A 16,095-nucleotide genomic window follows, 5' to 3' on the forward strand; every position below is an offset into this window, starting at 1 on the left:
AGCTAAACAGCCCTCTAAGTCCTATTGTTTACTACAAAAACAACCTTCTTATGAACTGTTTCTTTTCGGCAGGCGAAGTTAAGAATTATCCCTCATCCTAAAAAATCATGTAGTATACTATTTAGATAATATTCTGAGAAAAAATAAGCCCTGAAGTTTTATACAATGGTATACTATTCTAAACAACAAAAGGATGCGCAAGTGACATCCTTTTGTTGTAGTTAAATTAGTTATTTAACCTATTCGCATTTTTAAAGTTTCCTTCCACATATAATTTGGAATAGGTTCTTCTAATTGCCATACTATAGACATAGGTTTAGAACCTTCATGTTTTACAAAATCTGCATAACCTAAAAACACATAACCTTGTGTTTTTTTAAACTCATTATACTTTCCCTCACGTACAAATAAAGCTATCTTCTTATCATTCTCTTTTTGGTTTATATATGAAAGTCCTTTGCTTGTATTCTCTCCTATAATACTCTGTGATTGCCAATGAAACAATACTTCATTAATTGCATAATCATCATACATTGTAGTTGGAGAAAAGTCTTCTTCAGTTTTTTGTAAATTAATAAACAATACTTCTGTATTCAGATCTGGATTTTCAGCTACACCTTCTCTATTAGGAGACTTTTTTTCTAATGTACTCAATTGGTAAGCAACTAAAATCTGTTCTCTTGTATATCTACTATGAATCCTCAACGGTAGCACATAAGACAATCCATCATACTTTATTTCTTCAAAAGTCAACAGTTCAATTTTATACAAAAGAAACTCTTTCATTTCTCCTACCATAGTTTTATCACTACCTATAATATACAATGATTCTTGTATAGACATAGTAGTTGAGGCTTTCTTCCAAAAATCATAATGAAGCATTAAAGCCATTAACTCAATTTCTTTTTTATTCCCTTTTACTTTACTTAAATCAAAACCTTGCTCTATTAACTGTAATACAAATTGAAAGTAATGATAAGATTCAGTAACCGCCCATTTATTAGTAAACATAGAAATATAGTGTTTACTTAACTCTTTATTCAGCCTTAAATCAACTCCTAAAGCATCTTCTTTTAAAATACTAAATAAACAATTCTTATACAGATGTTGTAAATCAATACAATAAAAAGTACAGAAATTCTGTATAGTTAATGGAAGAGTAGTATCCTGCCCAAAGCGTTTCAAGTATTTCAATAAACTTCCCTTATTAAAATTAGTAGCTTGTTTGATATTATTAAGTATATACTCCTTCGCTTGTTTTTCTAATACAATAGAACAACCTAAAGGTAGATGTGGAAAATCTTGTTCTATCTCATTTAACACGGTTGTATTCGTTTTACCTATCAATGCTCTAAACTTTTGTTCAAAATCATATTCTGAACGGGAGTTCCCAATAAAATCCAGTACTGTTAATACTTCCTTTCCCTCATTTAATCTCAATCCTCTTCCTAATTGTTGTAAGAAAATTGTTAAACTCTCTGTTGGTCTTAAAAACAGGACTGTATCTATTTCAGGGACATCTATTCCTTCATTAAAAATATCTACAACAAATAGATAATTAATTTCTCTTCTCTTTAACTTCCCTATTAATTCATCTCGTTTATTAGATTGATCTGATGTTAAAACTTCTGACTTCAAGTTTTTTTCTTGAAATCTTCTATTCATAAACTCTGCATGCTCCTTGCTTACACAAAATCCTAAAGCTGTAATATCTCCTAAACCTTTTGTATACTTATCAATATTATAAATAATCTCGCCTACTCGGATATCATTAGTTGTATATACCTTTGTTAATTGATTAGTATCATATTTACCTTGTTTCCATATCACATCTGTCAAATCTATACTATCTGAAATAGCAAAATATTGAAACGGACATAACAATTTATTGTTTAAAGCATCTGGTAAACGTATTTCTGCTGCTATTCTATTATTAAAATCCTCTACTATATTTCCCCCATCCATTCGTTCTGGTGTAGCTGTTAGCCCTAACAAAATATTACTCTTAAAGTAATTAAGTACTTTTTGATAGGTAGAAGCCTTAACATGATGTACTTCATCAAAAACGATATAATCATAATAATCTAAAGTAACTCCTTCTCCCTTCTGTATTTCATTATTTAAAGTTTGAATAGTAGAGAATACATGCTTCTTATTTCCCACTTCATATCCATCACCTTGCAGTTCACCAAAATTATTATCTCGCAACACTTGTCTAAACTTTGTTCTTGCTTGTTTCAAAATATCTATACGATGTGCTATAAACAACATCTTTGCATTAGGTTTACTTCTTAAATAAGCTTTAAAGTCAAATGCTGCTATCATAGTTTTACCAGTTCCTGTTGCAGCTACAACTAGGTTTTTAGTAGACTTATGAAGTGACCTTTCTACATTTAATTTTTCTAATATCTCTTTCTGATAATAATAAGGTTTCAGATCAAAAAATGTCATCACTTCAGTGTTATCAGATTTTCCTATTTTACTCTGTTTTAATGCCTCAGTTATTTTTATATAATCAATAGAACTACTATAACTCTCAAATTCTTCACTATTCCAATAAGATTCAAAAGTCTTCTTAAACTTATTAATTATCTGAGGTATTTCTTTAGTAGTCACTTTTACATTCCATTCTAAACCATCAGTTAATGCTGACCTAGAAAAATTAGAAGAACCAATATATGCTGTATGAAAACCTGTATTTCTATAAAACATATAGGCCTTAGCGTGTAAACGTTCATTACCTATGTTATATGAAATCTTTATTTCTGTATTTGGTAATTTAGACAGTTCTTCAATAGCCTTAGCATCAGTTGCCCCCATATAAGTTGTTGTCAATACTCTCAACTTACCACCTTTACTTGTGAATGCCTCCAAAGCAGGTCGTAGTAACACAATAGCTTTCCACTTAATAAACGAAACTAAAAGATCAACTCTATCAGAAGACAAAATTTCTTTCTTCAACTCACTATCTAAAGACAAACCTAAGTTCCCTCCAGTAAATAGTTCACTTTGCGTTAATCGCGAAACAGGTATTACTTCCTTTAAGTATTCTGATACATCCTTATAATCACATTCTAGTCTATCTATTACACCTGTCAATATTTGTCCATCTGCATTAATTATATCAGATGTAAAATCATAAGCCTCTATCTCTTGATGCAAATAAGTAATTAACTTATTAACCATTTCAATTTGACAAGAAACATGCTCTTCTTTTTTTACACCTTTAATAACATCAAAAGCTTTAGACAAAGCAGATGTAAAATGCTGAGCCAAATAAAAAGTTGCCTCTTCTATATCTAATTGCTTGTTCTCTACATAATAGTTAGGACCTAAAGTCGATAACCTTTTCTTTAAAGATTCTGTGATTAAACTCTCGTATATTCCTGTTTGCATCCAATACTTTTTACTGTCAATATATTAATGACTAAGTTCATACTTTCTTATAATATTTAGTAAAAATATTTTTCAAGTTATCTCTTAATACCCTAAAATAACTTAGGATTCTATTTACCCCCAAAATCAAAATTAATCATATTTATCAAAAGAAACTCATTTATCCGTTTCCTTAACTCCATATGTTTCTTATCAAAATACAATAAATAGTTCAATACTCTCTTATATTTTCATTCGAACTTAACTAAACTATTATCTTCTTATATGGGGTTTTCCGTAACCAACATCAACTCCCTCCCACCAATTCAAAAATTACACCCTATTTTATTCTTCAAAAAAACACCCTACCTTTCACCATATCAAAACATTACATAGATAATACGTTCTTTTATACTAAGCAGTTATGTATGGATGAAGGTAGACTGTGTCTAGCTTTAAGCGAAGTCCTTCAACACTTCTTCAACAATACTCCAAGATTGCTCTAGGAGAGAGGTAGTTTATTGAAAGAATCTTGAAGAAGTATTGAGGCAGTGTTGAAGAAATTAGATACGATCTTCAGAGGCGATAGTATCACAAATCAAAGTTTTAAAGCGATATAACCTCCTTATTTACAGATAATATGTTTGATTCCTTTATTTTATAAACAGCTGATTATCTATACCTTGTATAAAACTAAAAAACGATAATTATGGCAGAAATTAAAGAAGGTATCCTAGGTGGTGTACAGGGTAAGGTAGGTACAGTAGTTGGGTATAAATACAGAGGAAAGAATATAATCAGAAGTTTAGCCCCAAAAAGCACAAAGGAGGCTAGCGAAAAACAAATTATACAGCGAAGTAAATTAACGATAGTAGTCAAATTCTTGAAAGGGATAAAGGACTTCGTCAATATGCATTACCCTGTATTGGAGACCGAGGATAAGACTAAAACGGGCTATGATCAGATTCGCTCTGAGATCATGAAGAACGGAGTATTTCTGATTGATAATATGATTCATATAATTCCTCAGAGAGTATTATTATCCATAGGGGTACTAACTCCAGCGGCGATACAGAAGATTAGCTTTTTAAAAGAGAATAAGGTCAAAGTCAAATGGGATGATTCATTCATTAATTCGTTGACGAATACTGATGATCAATTGACGATGATTGCTTTTAACGATGAACTTAACGCCTTCTATATCGCTGAGAATATTGGCAAAAGAGCGGATAAATACACGCATTTTGAGCTTCCTGCTAATTGGCAGACGGGTACTATTCACTTCTGGAGTGTGTGGAGATCTGCTAATCATGCTATGCACAGCACTAGTGTATATCACGCACCTATAGAGTTAATCCGAAAATGATATGAAGCTGCTAAAGTCATAAATCAATAAGCGATGCAATAAATAAGGTACTAAAACGTATTGACTAGGATAGAGTTCTTTATCAGCTAAGAATAAAGAACTCTACCTTAATCATCTAGATCATCATTGACAATGAACAAAAGATTAATTCTATTATTAGGACTTATGTTATGCCTAATGAGCTTTACAGCTTATCAATCTCCTGTCTTACCATCACTCCCTCTATCGGAGGCCATCCTCATCGGAAAATGGAGATTAGACAAGGTGAACTTATACGATAAGGACAATACATTACTAGAAACAATCTCTCCTGAAACTTCTTCAGAAATAAAACCTAGTATCATAGAGATTCTCCCTAATCATAAAGTCAAGGTAATAGATAGTGGCTTAATTACAGAAGAAGGTAGTTCGTACCTACAGTTATGGTCTTTAGATAAAAATAGGCTTATCATTAAAAGCAAAAGAAAAGAAATGTTGTTAAAGATATCCTATTATACCTCTAGGCAATTAACTCTAGAAATGGCCAATCCTAACCCTTCTAATAAACAGTCTAAAGCGATTCTATTTCTAAAAAAACTTGATTAATACTTAGTCTTATTTGCTAAACAATAGGCTGATGAATGGGGAAGTTCACGATAACAATCTGTAAGTTCAACTGCGTTTTATGATAGTTCGCACTATTTAGCTAAGCTGTAGTATAGTATATATGTAGATTCACGGGCTAAAATCAGAATAAGGACCTATGAATACATACAATCCACACTTTATGTCACGTGCGATAGAACTATCTCAGCAAGCTTATCACTCTCAAAAAGGATTGCCCATAGGCTGTGTTATCGTAAAAGATGGCAAAATTATAGGTGAAGGCCACAATGAGATATTTAGTAGAATGATACCGACTGCTCATGGAGAAATGGTCGCGATCGAAAATGCGTGTCAGAACCTAAACCAACTTCTATTAGAGGGTTGTGAATTATACACTACGCTTGAGCCCTGCCCTATGTGCTTCAGTGCGATTTATTGGGCTAAGATTAAAACAGTGTATTACGCTTGTAGTAACGAAGATGCTGCTACCATAGGTTTTGACGACTCTTTTATACTTGACCAAATGAAGAAGAAAAAGTCAGAACAATTAATTCCTATGACTCAGGTAGAGAATACAGCTGCTTTTAAAGTACTACTAGACTGGCAAGACTTAGCTCAAGATGCTTCTCAACCCTGGCAAAATGAATACTCAAGAATGTCTCCTTAGGCATAAGCAGTTCATTATTTACTATATTTCAACATCATTATTACAACATTTAACATTAATCAATAGTATTAAAACAAAAAAAGCACAAATTAACATGTACTTTTCAGCATAATGTCCAATAAACTCATCTAAAAGTCTTTTAAAGACAAGTTTATTCTATTTAAACTTGATACATTTGCATCCTTTAGAAGTTTTACTTCTAAAAAATTAATATATTCGCAATAGAAGCTTATGATACATTTGCTTTAACGAATTAGGGAGTGATTAAAAACTCTCAACAAAACACACCACTGATTTAGCCTATTAGAATGCCTCTCTTTATAGAGGCATTTTTACTTTTATCTATGGTCGATGTTGTATCATACACTTCTCATATAAGCTAAGGATATTCGCTCGTGGAGTTACAGCAGATAGAGGTTTATACTTTTCCTCTTCTTTATAATAAATATAAGCCTCAGTGAATTGCTGGACAAAATAAGCTGTTAAGAAAAAGTCTTCTTTCTGTTCTTTTACTAAAAAAGGAGCTGCTTTCTGATTTGCTGTAGAGCATTTCTGTCTGATATCTGGTAGCATACTAATACTGACATTGTTCTCTCTCACTAATTTTAAGTTATAGAACTGTTCTGTCATCTCAGAGTCTATCGCTAGTTTATCATTATTATTGACACTAAAACTGTATCTATAATTACGAGGATCATCATACTTTAGTACAGTATTATATTCATATTGAAGAATATTGATCAGTCTATCCTTATGCTCATTAGGTACAAAGACTAATTTCTGATGAGAGACTACTTCTTTATGATCTACCTCCCCTGTCTTGAGAATATCTACTGTGATATTCAGTTCTATATTCTTATTATAGATATAAGGTTGGTCAAAGCTAATAACTGGATAAAACGAAACATCTGCTTGATAATCCCAAGCCTGCTTCGCTACTCCTGAGAGGATAATCTCACCACCTTCATTTAATATAGCTATACACACATTCCAAGATGAGGTGCTCGAAGTCTGATAGGGAATAAGATAAACAAAATGGGAGGCTGTAAGTGTGCTCTCCTTAAGAGCAATATTATCAAAATCTACGTATTGATAATAAGCGTCAATATCTAAATGAGTCATGATGAGCTCTACACTATGCTGTAGTTCATTAGAAGCTATAGTCTCCATCTGTTTATCGATATATACATGCTCTTGCCTAGCATAAATATGATTTATACTGATAAGTAAAAGAAAAAAAGCAATACGACTAAAAACCTTCATTAACTTAAATTAGACACCTATACAACATCAATTAACTAATTTAACAAATATATACGTTTTCAATAAGCTAAAACCATATAATCCTAAATAATTTTTTAACACTTACATCTAGATTACTTCATTACTTTAAATAAATCTATTCATTTGCGTTTATAGAGCTATACTTTATTCCATAGCATAACTATTTGCTCCATGATAGCAGTAAGAGAAAAGGGGAAAAAGAAGGTTATTCTATCAAGATTCAGGTTTAATCATATCTAGCCTTAAGCTTACTCCTGACAATACTTATACAGTCTAAAAGAAATAAAAATATAGATCAGCAATGTACTTACTATAGGGATCAGACTATAATCTAAAGTATAATAAACAGATTCTCTAATAGAGTAAGTACTCCATGAAGCTTCACGGTCTATAAAAACACTTAGGTTCTGTAGAAACCATAACCCCACTAGTAGAATACTATGAACAATAATCTGAATACTAAAGCGTGAAATCTTATGAATAAAATACAACAGTAAAATATAAAATAGGCTAACGAATAAAGAGCCTACAAATACATCTTGAAAGAAATTAAACGTAAGATCTCCTGAAGGTTGATCTTTAAAACGATACATCGCAATACTAGTTTGTGCAAAAGAAGTGATGAGAAACAATAGTCCATAATACATTAGGCAACGCCACTTTTTTATTGTTTTTTGTTTATTCTGGTTCATCTTTGTTACAATGACTATTTACTATATTGCTGCATATTTTAAAAACGAAACCAATGTACGATAACCCTTTTGATATTATAAAATTTTCTGCTGATAAACGTCAGTATATACCAGCTTCACTAGGGAGACAAAGTTGGATGAAAGAAACAGATGTATTACACACAGAGATAGATATTCCACTAGGTCAATCTCGCTATGGCGGCCCAGTCATCGACTTACCTCCTGGAGTAGATCATCCTCAAGGACTATACTATGCAGGTCAAATAGATTTGGCAGTATGTTCTCCACATGATAAAACAGGGATGTTACCCAAAACGGGGCAACTCATCTTCTTCGCAGACATTATGACTGATACGGGTAAAGTCATCTATACAGACGTACCTAATCATCATTTGGTAAGGCATATCGTAGAGCATGAGGACAATTTCTTCTATGGGGTACTGATCAATGAAGTCACTGCTGATACAGAGCCTTTCTCTGATCGATATAGAGAGCCTGAGGATGAATATGAAGAAGACGATGTAGATGAGGATGGAATGTACTGGGATTATTTCGGAGGAACATATCTGTCTAAAATATTCGGTATATTCACTCATTGCCAATTAGGGAAAGAAGAGATAGAAGAGTTTATTCATTCAGATAAACTAGTACTGTGGCAGATAGGTGAGAATAACTTTAATGACGATGGGGTGTTCAGTGTACTGATCAAAGAAGAGGACTTAAAAAACCTAAACTTTGACAACTGCGAATTCTATTGGGCACAGTCTTAAAAGGAGAGTCAAAATAGAAAAGTAAATACAACTTTAAAGATATTTCCTTGTTAAAATAAATTATCTTTAAGGCTAAATCAACCAACAAATTATGACAATAAAAAGAGCTTTATTAAGCTTGTTTATACTGGCTTCCTTAACAAGTATAGCACAAGATAAAGAAGTTATCCCTTTCTCTTATAACAAGAACATCAATCAATACAAGGGACTCTCTCCTATCACTAATGCTATAAAAGATCATACAATAGTAGCGCTAGGTGAAGGGACTCATGGTACTAAAGAGTTCAATACGCTAAGAATAGAATTAATCAAAGACTTAGTCACTAATCATAATTTTAGAATTATCTCTTTTGAAAATGCTTATGGAGATACTTATATGATTAATAAGGCTATTAACTCTAATGGAGATCTACAAAAAGAGATGAAAACAAACTTAGTCTCTGTATGGCAAACCAAAGAGATAGAGAATCTATTCTTATGGATAAGATCTTATAATAAAAAGAATAAAGAAAAGGTTATTCTAACTGGTGTTGACACCAACTTTCTTCACAATAGTGCCTTGATTCTATTAAGTGAAAAAGATTTAGCACGCAATAAAACTTACTATGAGAACTGCTTAAAGCTAGCTGAAGCCGCTAAAGTAATGGATTACAATTGGGCAAAATCTAATGATGAAACCTTTGAAAAAGATTATGACAACTTAATCAAAGTGGGAACAGAAGCATTTCAATTAACAAAAGAAATGACTACTAAATACGGTGATAAACTTTCTAAACACGCAAAGATTGCATTATACAATTTAGAACTAGGATTTAGAATGTTCTATGAAGTTGGTCAAAGAAATGAGAGTTATACTCGAGATTATGCTATGGCTGAGATAGCAAAGAGAACACAATCTCTACTTAATCAGAAGATGATTATCATCGCTCATAATGCCCATATTGGTCTTACTCCATCTTTTATTGACCCAATGGGAGAATACATCAAAAAGCAATATGGTGACCAGTTTTACTCTTTAGCAACTTTTACTGCACATGGTACTTTTAGTGCTATGAACGATAATATAGATGTAAAAGAAAGTAAATACGCTTCATATGACTTACCTACTGTGCAAGATAATTCATTAGAACAACAGATGGAGCAGTACACTGAGAAGAACTATTTTGTCAACTTTAAAAATACTCCTTCAAGTATATTTGATACACCTAAAAAAATGAATTGGATAGGGTATAAAATAATGACTGAAGAAGAACAAACAAAATACATGACTATTCCTAATGTGAAACTAAGAGAACACTTCGATGGTTTTATCTTTATGAATACAACGAACGCTTCAGAACATTTTTAATTACTAAAAAATATACTATGGGAATGATTGGAAACCTGCTTCGAGTAAGTCAAGCAGAACTAACAAGCTATGTACAGGATAGCAATTTATTTGAAGAAAGAATCTACAAAGATTACGATGAGAACGATATAGATGAAGCTTTGGTAGATATAGATAAGTCTTGGGAAGCAATTGCTTTTTTATTTGGAAACAATGCAGATGACTACTTAGATCATCCGTTAGCTACTGCAATATTTGGTTCACATACTTTAGATGAGAATCAGGATATAGGTTATGGCCCTGCTAGTTTTGTGACAACAGAACAAGTCAAAGAAATTCACAATCTACTGACTCAACTATCAAATGAAGAATTGAGAAAGAGGTTCTCTCCTCAAAAACTTAATGAAGAAGAAATATATCCTTCATTTTGGTCAGAAGCAGATAAAGAAGAAATATGGGAACACCTATCTGCTAACATCAATACAATACGAGAGGTTTATAGTACTGCTGCAAAAAACAATGAGGCTGTAATTACATTTATCAATTAAACTAAAAAAGCCTACTGAATATTCTATTAGTAGGCTTCTTTGATTATTTCTTATCAATACATTTTACTAAAGATTCAAAAGCTTTAGTATCTATTTTTAATTTTTTAAAGTCTGGTTCTTCAGGATCTAGAGCATTCATAGATTGATATATTCCATCTCGCTGAGGCTGTATAATAAACCAAGACACTACACTTTCTACCATCTGTGGTTGTTTAGGATTATCAGATAGATTATTTCGAACATAAGCTTTAATGATCACAGTCCCTCCGGTGGTATCTTCTATTCTAACATAATAATCCTTATTGGGATACTCAAAATCACTGTGTTTTATTATTTGAGCTAATTGAGTATTACAATCTTGCTTTACTGTATTTTTCCTCTCTTTTGCGAATACACTTATACTACATACCAAAAGAAATATAGTTAAATAACTTCTTATATCTTTTCTCTTCTCCATAGATCTCCATTTTTTATTTCTAACAAAGTAATCATAATTACAATAAGAAACGCTAAAAAACGACATTCATTATATATAATATTCACTTTTAACACAATGTAGTCTATAAAAAAAACACTTCAATGATAATAATGAAATATTACACAACAACAACCTAAACCCACTCCGAAAGATGTACAATTCTTATCATTTACAGAAAAATACATTTTAATCAATATATTCTCTTTCTTAGTAAAAAAACAACCTTTTCTAATGTTCACTTTATAATTAAACAAAACAAGGCCACTAACTCTTGTCAGTAACCTTGTTATACATATTTTTATAATCTATTAATCCTCTTTACTCCCATCATCAGCCATTCTGACAATCTTAGGTGTAAACATCGCTACTACATCGACTAACTCTCCCTGTGCAGCCATCACCTGATGAATATCTTTATAAGCCATAGGAGCTTCATCTTTACCTGCTCCTATTAACTCTACACCATGATCTGACAATACTGCTTTTATATCAGCTGCTTTCAGAGTCTTGATAGCTTGTGTTCTGCTCATCTGACGTCCAGCACCATGTGAAGCAGAGTTTAAAGCTTCCTCTTCTCCTTTACCTCTCACTAAGAATCCTGGCGCAGTCATAGAGCCTGGTATAATCCCCATCACTCCTTTACTCGCAGGAGTAGCTCCTTTACGGTGTACAATAACCTCTCTACCTTGGTACATCTCCTTCCACGCAAAATTATGGTGATTCTCCACTTTAGCTAATACCTCAGCACCTATTGCTTTAGTTAGTTTATCATGAATAACCTCATGACAAGCTGAAGCATAATCCCCTGCCAAGTTCATCATCGTCCAATACTCTTGCCCTGCCTCTGAGTTTAAATCAAGGTAAGCTAAGTTCTTTGCTTCATAAGGTAACTTACAGATATCTTTAGCGATTTGCGTATATCTACCTGCTATAGTCGCTCCCATTCCTCGTGAACCTGAATGTGTTAATAAAGCTAAGTAAGTTCCTTTATCTATATTCAATACCTCATCTCTCTCCATGAACTCCATCAATCCCCATTCTACAAAGTGGTTACCTCCACCTGAAGACCCCAGTTGTTCCCAAGCTTTATCTTGTAAGCTCTTAATAAAAGGGTTGAGATTAAACTCTCCTCTATCTAAGATATCATGTTGTGCTTTATATTGTCCTTGGAATCCATGCCCTGCTCCAAACTTAGTATGCTTAACCAACTGTTCTTTCAGTAAATCTTCCATACCGTAGAACTCCACACCTTTAATATCAAAAATAGACAACGCCATTCTACACCCAATATCTACTCCTACACCATAAGGTATCACAGCATTCTCAGTAGCTAATACTCCTCCGATAGGTAATCCATATCCTTGATGTGCATCAGGCATTAACGCACCTGCTACAGCCACAGGTAGCTTCACTGCAGTTTGCATCTGCTTAATCGCTCCGTCTTCTATATGATCGGCACCGTATACAGTATACCCTACAGCCTCCTCTCTCAGTGGAATAACCTCTTCTTCTACACGTTGTCCCACGCCTTCTATAATAGCAGTAGCCAACTTCCCGAATACCTTATCGTTTAAGTAATCTTCTGCATTAGTCAGCACAGCTTTATAATGTGCTAACATCTCCACCTTCGTATAACCTGTTCTTTTCTTATTCGCTTTTAGAGCAATACCCAATAACTCTGTTTGTGGGTATCCTAAAACAATTAAATCATTTCCATTAATTGGTGTATTATCTTTCATAGTTTCTCAATTTACAGTCAACGGTTTACGCTGTGAACTGTAAACCGTCCACCGTTAACCAATTAACTAATTCTTAAAATATTTTATATAAGCTGTATTGTGATACTCCTCTTTTGTTTCATAAGCAATGAGTACCTTAGCCTGTTTACTTGTTTTATCTATTGTTGTTACTCCTCGTATTGTTAAGAACACCAACTGTCCATCTTTTGTTTCTTCAATATTGGTCAATGGTTTAAACTCCTCTGTGATTGGGTAAGTTGCTAATTCTTTACCTTGAAAGTCTAATACAAACACCTTAGTCATAGTGTACCCTACAAGATGCTCTCCTGATTTGTGCCAATTCACAATTTCTTCTGTTGAACCGTAACTCCATTGCTCTTCACCTGTCTTAGCATTTAGCCCTATTAGAGCTTGAGCATCACTATCTGATTTGCGTACATGTATAACATACGTTTTTCCGTACAATACTGTATTACTATCAAAATTAGTTGCTAACCTTGGGTATTCTTTAGACTGATACCTCCATTTATAAATAGATAGATTATCCTTAAAGTTGTTCTTTGGATCCATAATATCATCATTATCTCCCTTCACATTTCCATCTTGATTAAATGGTATTGCATAGAACTTACCATCTTCTTCTCCGAAGTACAATGTCTCATCATCACTTCGCATTTGTGTATAAAGTGGACTATCAAACGTAATTCCTTCATACATTCCATAGCTCGTAGGTGTACCACGTAATGAATACTTGTTTAAGTAAATAGCAGAATTAACGAATATGTTCTCTTGACATAACACAGGTTGATACATATTGAATTTTGTCTCTATACCTTCCGCTTTAAACTCCGTACCATCCTCTTTATTTAATATAACAAAGTAAGGATAACTACCTCCACCTGTAGTTACTGTATAAACCTTATCTTGGTATTGCAAAGGTTGTCCCATAAAGTATGGTTCACTACCAGCTTCTGTATCAAAGCCACCTGAAGTATCATCTACTGCCACATCCATCATACCTATCTGCCCTGCTTCATACATCCACTTTTCTTTCCCTGTTAGGATATCTAAAGCGACAAACTTACCACTCTCGAAAGGCATATATAGAGTAGTCTCATCGAAGTCAAACTTATTTCTGTTTCCTTCTCCATCTTGTGTAGAGGTATATTCCCACACTACTTTTTTATTGTCTAAGTCAAAATTGACTACCTTGCCATTAAAACTGAATACAACAGTCTGATTTGGTACATTAACGACAGTATCTTGCGTCTGTTTATTCTGACATCCAAAGAAGGCAAATAGCGCTGTAAGTGATACTAAGAGTTTTTTCATATTGTTTTGTTGTTTTTTAAACTGCTCGCAAATATATTATTTTTCACAATTCACTAAGCAGTGAATTAACTCACTTATTCAATAAAATCCTCTTATCTTTATCGTTCTAATCTCAGAATGAATGAAAGAACCCCGTCTATATGTTGACTTCAATGAAATGATAGATTTCAACATAGTACTACTCTCCCAAACGGACTATAAAACTAACTCCTTAGGTAACGCTATTTATTTACAGGAAGGCAACACTGTGCTAATCTATATGGATGATTCTGATGAATATGACACCCCTGATAACTTACTCGCTGAAGGTATTGTTATCCTTAACCCAATACCTAACCACATTGCTAAATGGTGTTGCTTAATCAACGACAAGGGTATTTATTACGAATCTGATGAAAGGTAAACAATGATTCATGGTATACCAGCTCACAGTCCGTAAACTGTGAACCGTCAACTGTTAACTATCTCGAAAACACCTCTTTCAATTGTTTCAAGACATTCCCACCACCAGACAAACTAATCTCTCCTACTTTATCAGCGATTTTCTCGATGTATTCCATCTCTTTTAATCGCATTAGCATCTCGTTCTCTTCCATCAGCTTCGCTGTGTTTAACAAGCTACGTGTAGCAGCAGTCTCTTCTCTACGAGTGATCATATTTGCCTGAGCTTTTTTCTCAGCGATTAACACCTGATTCATAATCTCTCTTATATCCCCTGGTAAGATGATATCTTTGATACCACAGTTTTTCACTTCGATACCTAAAGATACTATCTCTTCTTTCACCCCATTCAAGATTTCAGAAGACAAGTTCTCTTTGTTCTCCATCAATTCGTCAAAAGACATTCTACCGACTTTCTCTCTCAACATCAATTGCACCACATTATACATCTGTTTCTCCACCTCTTTGTTGTCCACATAAGCTTTCAACAAATCTTTTACTTGGTACACCAAGTTGAAGTTGATACGCAGCTGTACTTTATCTTTCGTCAAGATCTCTTGTCCATTCATATCCATCACTTGCTGACGTACATCGACAAGAGTAATTTGTACCTTGATATCATTCTTCCAATATCTGTATTCACCTGCATTCAAAATCTCTTGGAACTGTCCATCCACGAATAACAATCCTTTCTCATTAGCCCCTACCGTGTACATTCTCACGAAGTTTGACATATTGCCTTTCCCCATGATATTACGTGCGATAGCCTTGTTCACTTCTAATTCATCTGTAGTATATCGCTCAAAAGAGTACTCAGTAGCTGCCTTCCAGTAGATATGTCTACCAGCACCTAATGCTACGTTGAACACTTTATTCTTATACACCAACACCACTTCGTTATCCATCACATCGATCACCTCTAACATTCCTCTTAACTCTGTATTTAATAACAGAGCATCTATATCTCTACGCATACCGAAGTACTCAGACATATTGTATTCCATCACCTCTTTCTCACCCCATAACCAGTATTCACCAGCAGTATATACTCTCTGTAATTCTCCTTGTTTAAACACTAAGGCAACGTGATTTGTTTTTACTTGTAACTTTTTCATAACTGTATATTTTTAATATTTTACGTCTTTATCATAAAGAACAGTCTAAATAGGCTTCACTTATCTCAGGCGGAAAATGAAGTAAACTGTACAATAGAATAGTTTGTGTATAGTCCTGAATGACTCACTGAGCAAGTCATTCACTCTATATCATCCCCTATTCCTCTTCTACAACATAACTTGTTTTTACAGGCTTTGATAAGTTGTCTTTTATTCCCTTAGTCTAAGACTGTAAGAAGAAAAGACAGAAACACTATTTGACTGAACCTTTTTTATATGGAGAGGATTTTTAATGAAGTTCCTCTTCTTCTCCCAAAATTGCTTAAAAGGCAATTGTTCTGATCTAACCGCTAATCTATATTACCCTGAGGTAATA

14 protein-coding genes are annotated in these 16,095 nt (G+C 33.4%); 7 read left to right on the plus strand and 7 right to left on the minus strand.

Annotated elements, in window-relative coordinates:
• Positions 1–234 precede the first annotated feature (234 nt).
• Positions 235–3,396: a DEAD/DEAH box helicase gene (locus MPR_RS14975; RefSeq protein ID WP_041893921.1), complete on the minus strand. Its 3,162-nt coding sequence runs from the start codon at positions 3,394–3,396 to the stop codon at positions 235–237.
• A gap of 688 nt (positions 3,397–4,084) precedes the next feature.
• Here MPR_RS14975 and MPR_RS14980 point away from each other — a divergent pair.
• The 3 genes from MPR_RS14980 to MPR_RS14990 all read left to right on the plus strand — a co-directional run bounded on the left by MPR_RS14980 (position 4,085) and on the right by MPR_RS14990 (position 5,993).
• On the plus strand, positions 4,085–4,741 hold the full coding sequence (locus tag MPR_RS14980) for a DUF6266 family protein (protein ID WP_041893923.1): 657 nt from the start codon (positions 4,085–4,087) through the stop codon (positions 4,739–4,741).
• A 132-nt stretch (positions 4,742–4,873) separates the two neighbouring features.
• Positions 4,874–5,326 carry a hypothetical protein gene (locus MPR_RS14985; RefSeq protein WP_041893926.1) on the plus strand — a complete coding sequence of 151 codons (453 nt, stop codon included), beginning with the start codon at positions 4,874–4,876 and terminating at the stop codon, positions 5,324–5,326.
• Positions 5,327–5,483: 157 nt separating this feature from the next.
• The gene (locus tag MPR_RS14990) at positions 5,484–5,993 is read left to right on the plus strand and encodes a nucleoside deaminase (protein WP_041893929.1); all 510 of its coding nucleotides are present in this window, start codon (positions 5,484–5,486) and stop codon (positions 5,991–5,993) included.
• A gap of 342 nt (positions 5,994–6,335) precedes the next feature.
• On the opposite strand, the gene MPR_RS14995 is transcribed toward MPR_RS14990, so the two are convergent.
• On the minus strand, positions 6,336–7,256 hold the full coding sequence (locus MPR_RS14995) for a hypothetical protein (protein WP_041893931.1): 921 nt from the start codon (positions 7,254–7,256) through the stop codon (positions 6,336–6,338).
• 269 nt (positions 7,257–7,525) lie between these two features.
• Positions 7,526–7,969: a hypothetical protein gene (locus MPR_RS15000; RefSeq protein WP_041893933.1), complete on the minus strand. Its 444-nt coding sequence runs from the start codon at positions 7,967–7,969 to the stop codon at positions 7,526–7,528.
• Between the two features lie 53 nt (positions 7,970–8,022).
• On the opposite strand from MPR_RS15000, the gene MPR_RS15005 reads away from it, so the two are divergent.
• From MPR_RS15005 to MPR_RS15015, 3 genes are all read left to right on the plus strand, one after another.
• Positions 8,023–8,739 (plus strand): DUF1963 domain-containing protein, encoded by a 717-nt coding sequence (locus tag MPR_RS15005; protein ID WP_041893937.1) that lies wholly within the window; start codon positions 8,023–8,025, stop codon positions 8,737–8,739.
• A gap of 91 nt (positions 8,740–8,830) precedes the next feature.
• The gene (locus tag MPR_RS15010) at positions 8,831–10,087 is read left to right on the plus strand and encodes an erythromycin esterase family protein (RefSeq protein WP_041893939.1); all 1,257 of its coding nucleotides are present in this window, start codon (positions 8,831–8,833) and stop codon (positions 10,085–10,087) included.
• 17 nt (positions 10,088–10,104) lie between these two features.
• A complete protein-coding gene (locus MPR_RS15015; protein WP_041893942.1) occupies positions 10,105–10,614 on the plus strand; it encodes a YfbM family protein in 510 nt (169 codons plus the stop codon).
• A gap of 43 nt (positions 10,615–10,657) precedes the next feature.
• Here the strand turns inward: MPR_RS15015 and MPR_RS15020 are convergent, their stop codons facing one another.
• The 3 genes from MPR_RS15020 to MPR_RS15030 form a co-directional block, all read right to left on the minus strand.
• On the minus strand, positions 10,658–11,071 hold the full coding sequence (locus MPR_RS15020) for a hypothetical protein (protein WP_041893944.1): 414 nt from the start codon (positions 11,069–11,071) through the stop codon (positions 10,658–10,660).
• Positions 11,072–11,400: 329 nt separating this feature from the next.
• Complete coding sequence (locus MPR_RS15025) at positions 11,401–12,831, minus strand: RtcB family protein (protein ID WP_041893946.1); 1,431 nt, start codon at positions 12,829–12,831, stop codon at positions 11,401–11,403.
• A 66-nt stretch (positions 12,832–12,897) separates the two neighbouring features.
• The gene (locus tag MPR_RS15030; RefSeq protein WP_041893949.1) at positions 12,898–14,163 is read right to left on the minus strand and encodes a PQQ-binding-like beta-propeller repeat protein; all 1,266 of its coding nucleotides are present in this window, start codon (positions 14,161–14,163) and stop codon (positions 12,898–12,900) included.
• A gap of 121 nt (positions 14,164–14,284) precedes the next feature.
• Here MPR_RS15030 and MPR_RS15035 point away from each other — a divergent pair, with 121 nt between their 5' ends.
• Positions 14,285–14,566 carry a hypothetical protein gene (locus MPR_RS15035; RefSeq protein ID WP_052472756.1) on the plus strand — a complete coding sequence of 94 codons (282 nt, stop codon included), beginning with the start codon at positions 14,285–14,287 and terminating at the stop codon, positions 14,564–14,566.
• 58 nt (positions 14,567–14,624) lie between these two features.
• Here the strand turns inward: MPR_RS15035 and MPR_RS15040 are convergent, their stop codons facing one another.
• Positions 14,625–15,719, minus strand: coding sequence for a slipin family protein (locus tag MPR_RS15040; protein ID WP_041893951.1), 1,095 nt, complete (start codon positions 15,717–15,719; stop codon positions 14,625–14,627).
• Positions 15,720–16,095: the final 376 nt, after the last annotated feature.

It is taken from the genome of Myroides profundi, from assembly GCF_000833025.1.
Classification (GTDB): Bacteria; Bacteroidota; Bacteroidia; order Flavobacteriales; family Flavobacteriaceae; genus Flavobacterium; species Flavobacterium profundi_A.

Coding starts and splice junctions, on each gene's coding strand:
- MPR_RS15020 (WP_041893944.1), bottom strand. CDS start 11,071: ATGGAGAAGAGAAAAGATATAAGAAGTTATTTAACTATATTTCTTTTG.
- MPR_RS15000 (WP_041893933.1), bottom strand. CDS start 7,969: ATGAACCAGAATAAACAAAAAACAATAAAAAAGTGGCGTTGCCTAATG.
- MPR_RS14990 (WP_041893929.1), top strand. CDS start 5,484: ATGAATACATACAATCCACACTTTATGTCACGTGCGATAGAACTATCT.
- MPR_RS14985 (WP_041893926.1), top strand. CDS start 4,874: ATGAACAAAAGATTAATTCTATTATTAGGACTTATGTTATGCCTAATG.
- MPR_RS14995 (WP_041893931.1), bottom strand. CDS start 7,256: ATGAAGGTTTTTAGTCGTATTGCTTTTTTTCTTTTACTTATCAGTATA.
- MPR_RS15030 (WP_041893949.1), bottom strand. CDS start 14,163: ATGAAAAAACTCTTAGTATCACTTACAGCGCTATTTGCCTTCTTTGGA.
- MPR_RS15035 (WP_052472756.1), top strand. CDS start 14,285: ATGAAAGAACCCCGTCTATATGTTGACTTCAATGAAATGATAGATTTC.
- MPR_RS15010 (WP_041893939.1), top strand. CDS start 8,831: ATGACAATAAAAAGAGCTTTATTAAGCTTGTTTATACTGGCTTCCTTA.
- MPR_RS14980 (WP_041893923.1), top strand. CDS start 4,085: ATGGCAGAAATTAAAGAAGGTATCCTAGGTGGTGTACAGGGTAAGGTA.
- MPR_RS15025 (WP_041893946.1), bottom strand. CDS start 12,831: ATGAAAGATAATACACCAATTAATGGAAATGATTTAATTGTTTTAGGA.
- MPR_RS15005 (WP_041893937.1), top strand. CDS start 8,023: ATGTACGATAACCCTTTTGATATTATAAAATTTTCTGCTGATAAACGT.
- MPR_RS15015 (WP_041893942.1), top strand. CDS start 10,105: ATGGGAATGATTGGAAACCTGCTTCGAGTAAGTCAAGCAGAACTAACA.
- MPR_RS15040 (WP_041893951.1), bottom strand. CDS start 15,719: ATGAAAAAGTTACAAGTAAAAACAAATCACGTTGCCTTAGTGTTTAAA.
- MPR_RS14975 (WP_041893921.1), bottom strand. CDS start 3,396: ATGCAAACAGGAATATACGAGAGTTTAATCACAGAATCTTTAAAGAAA.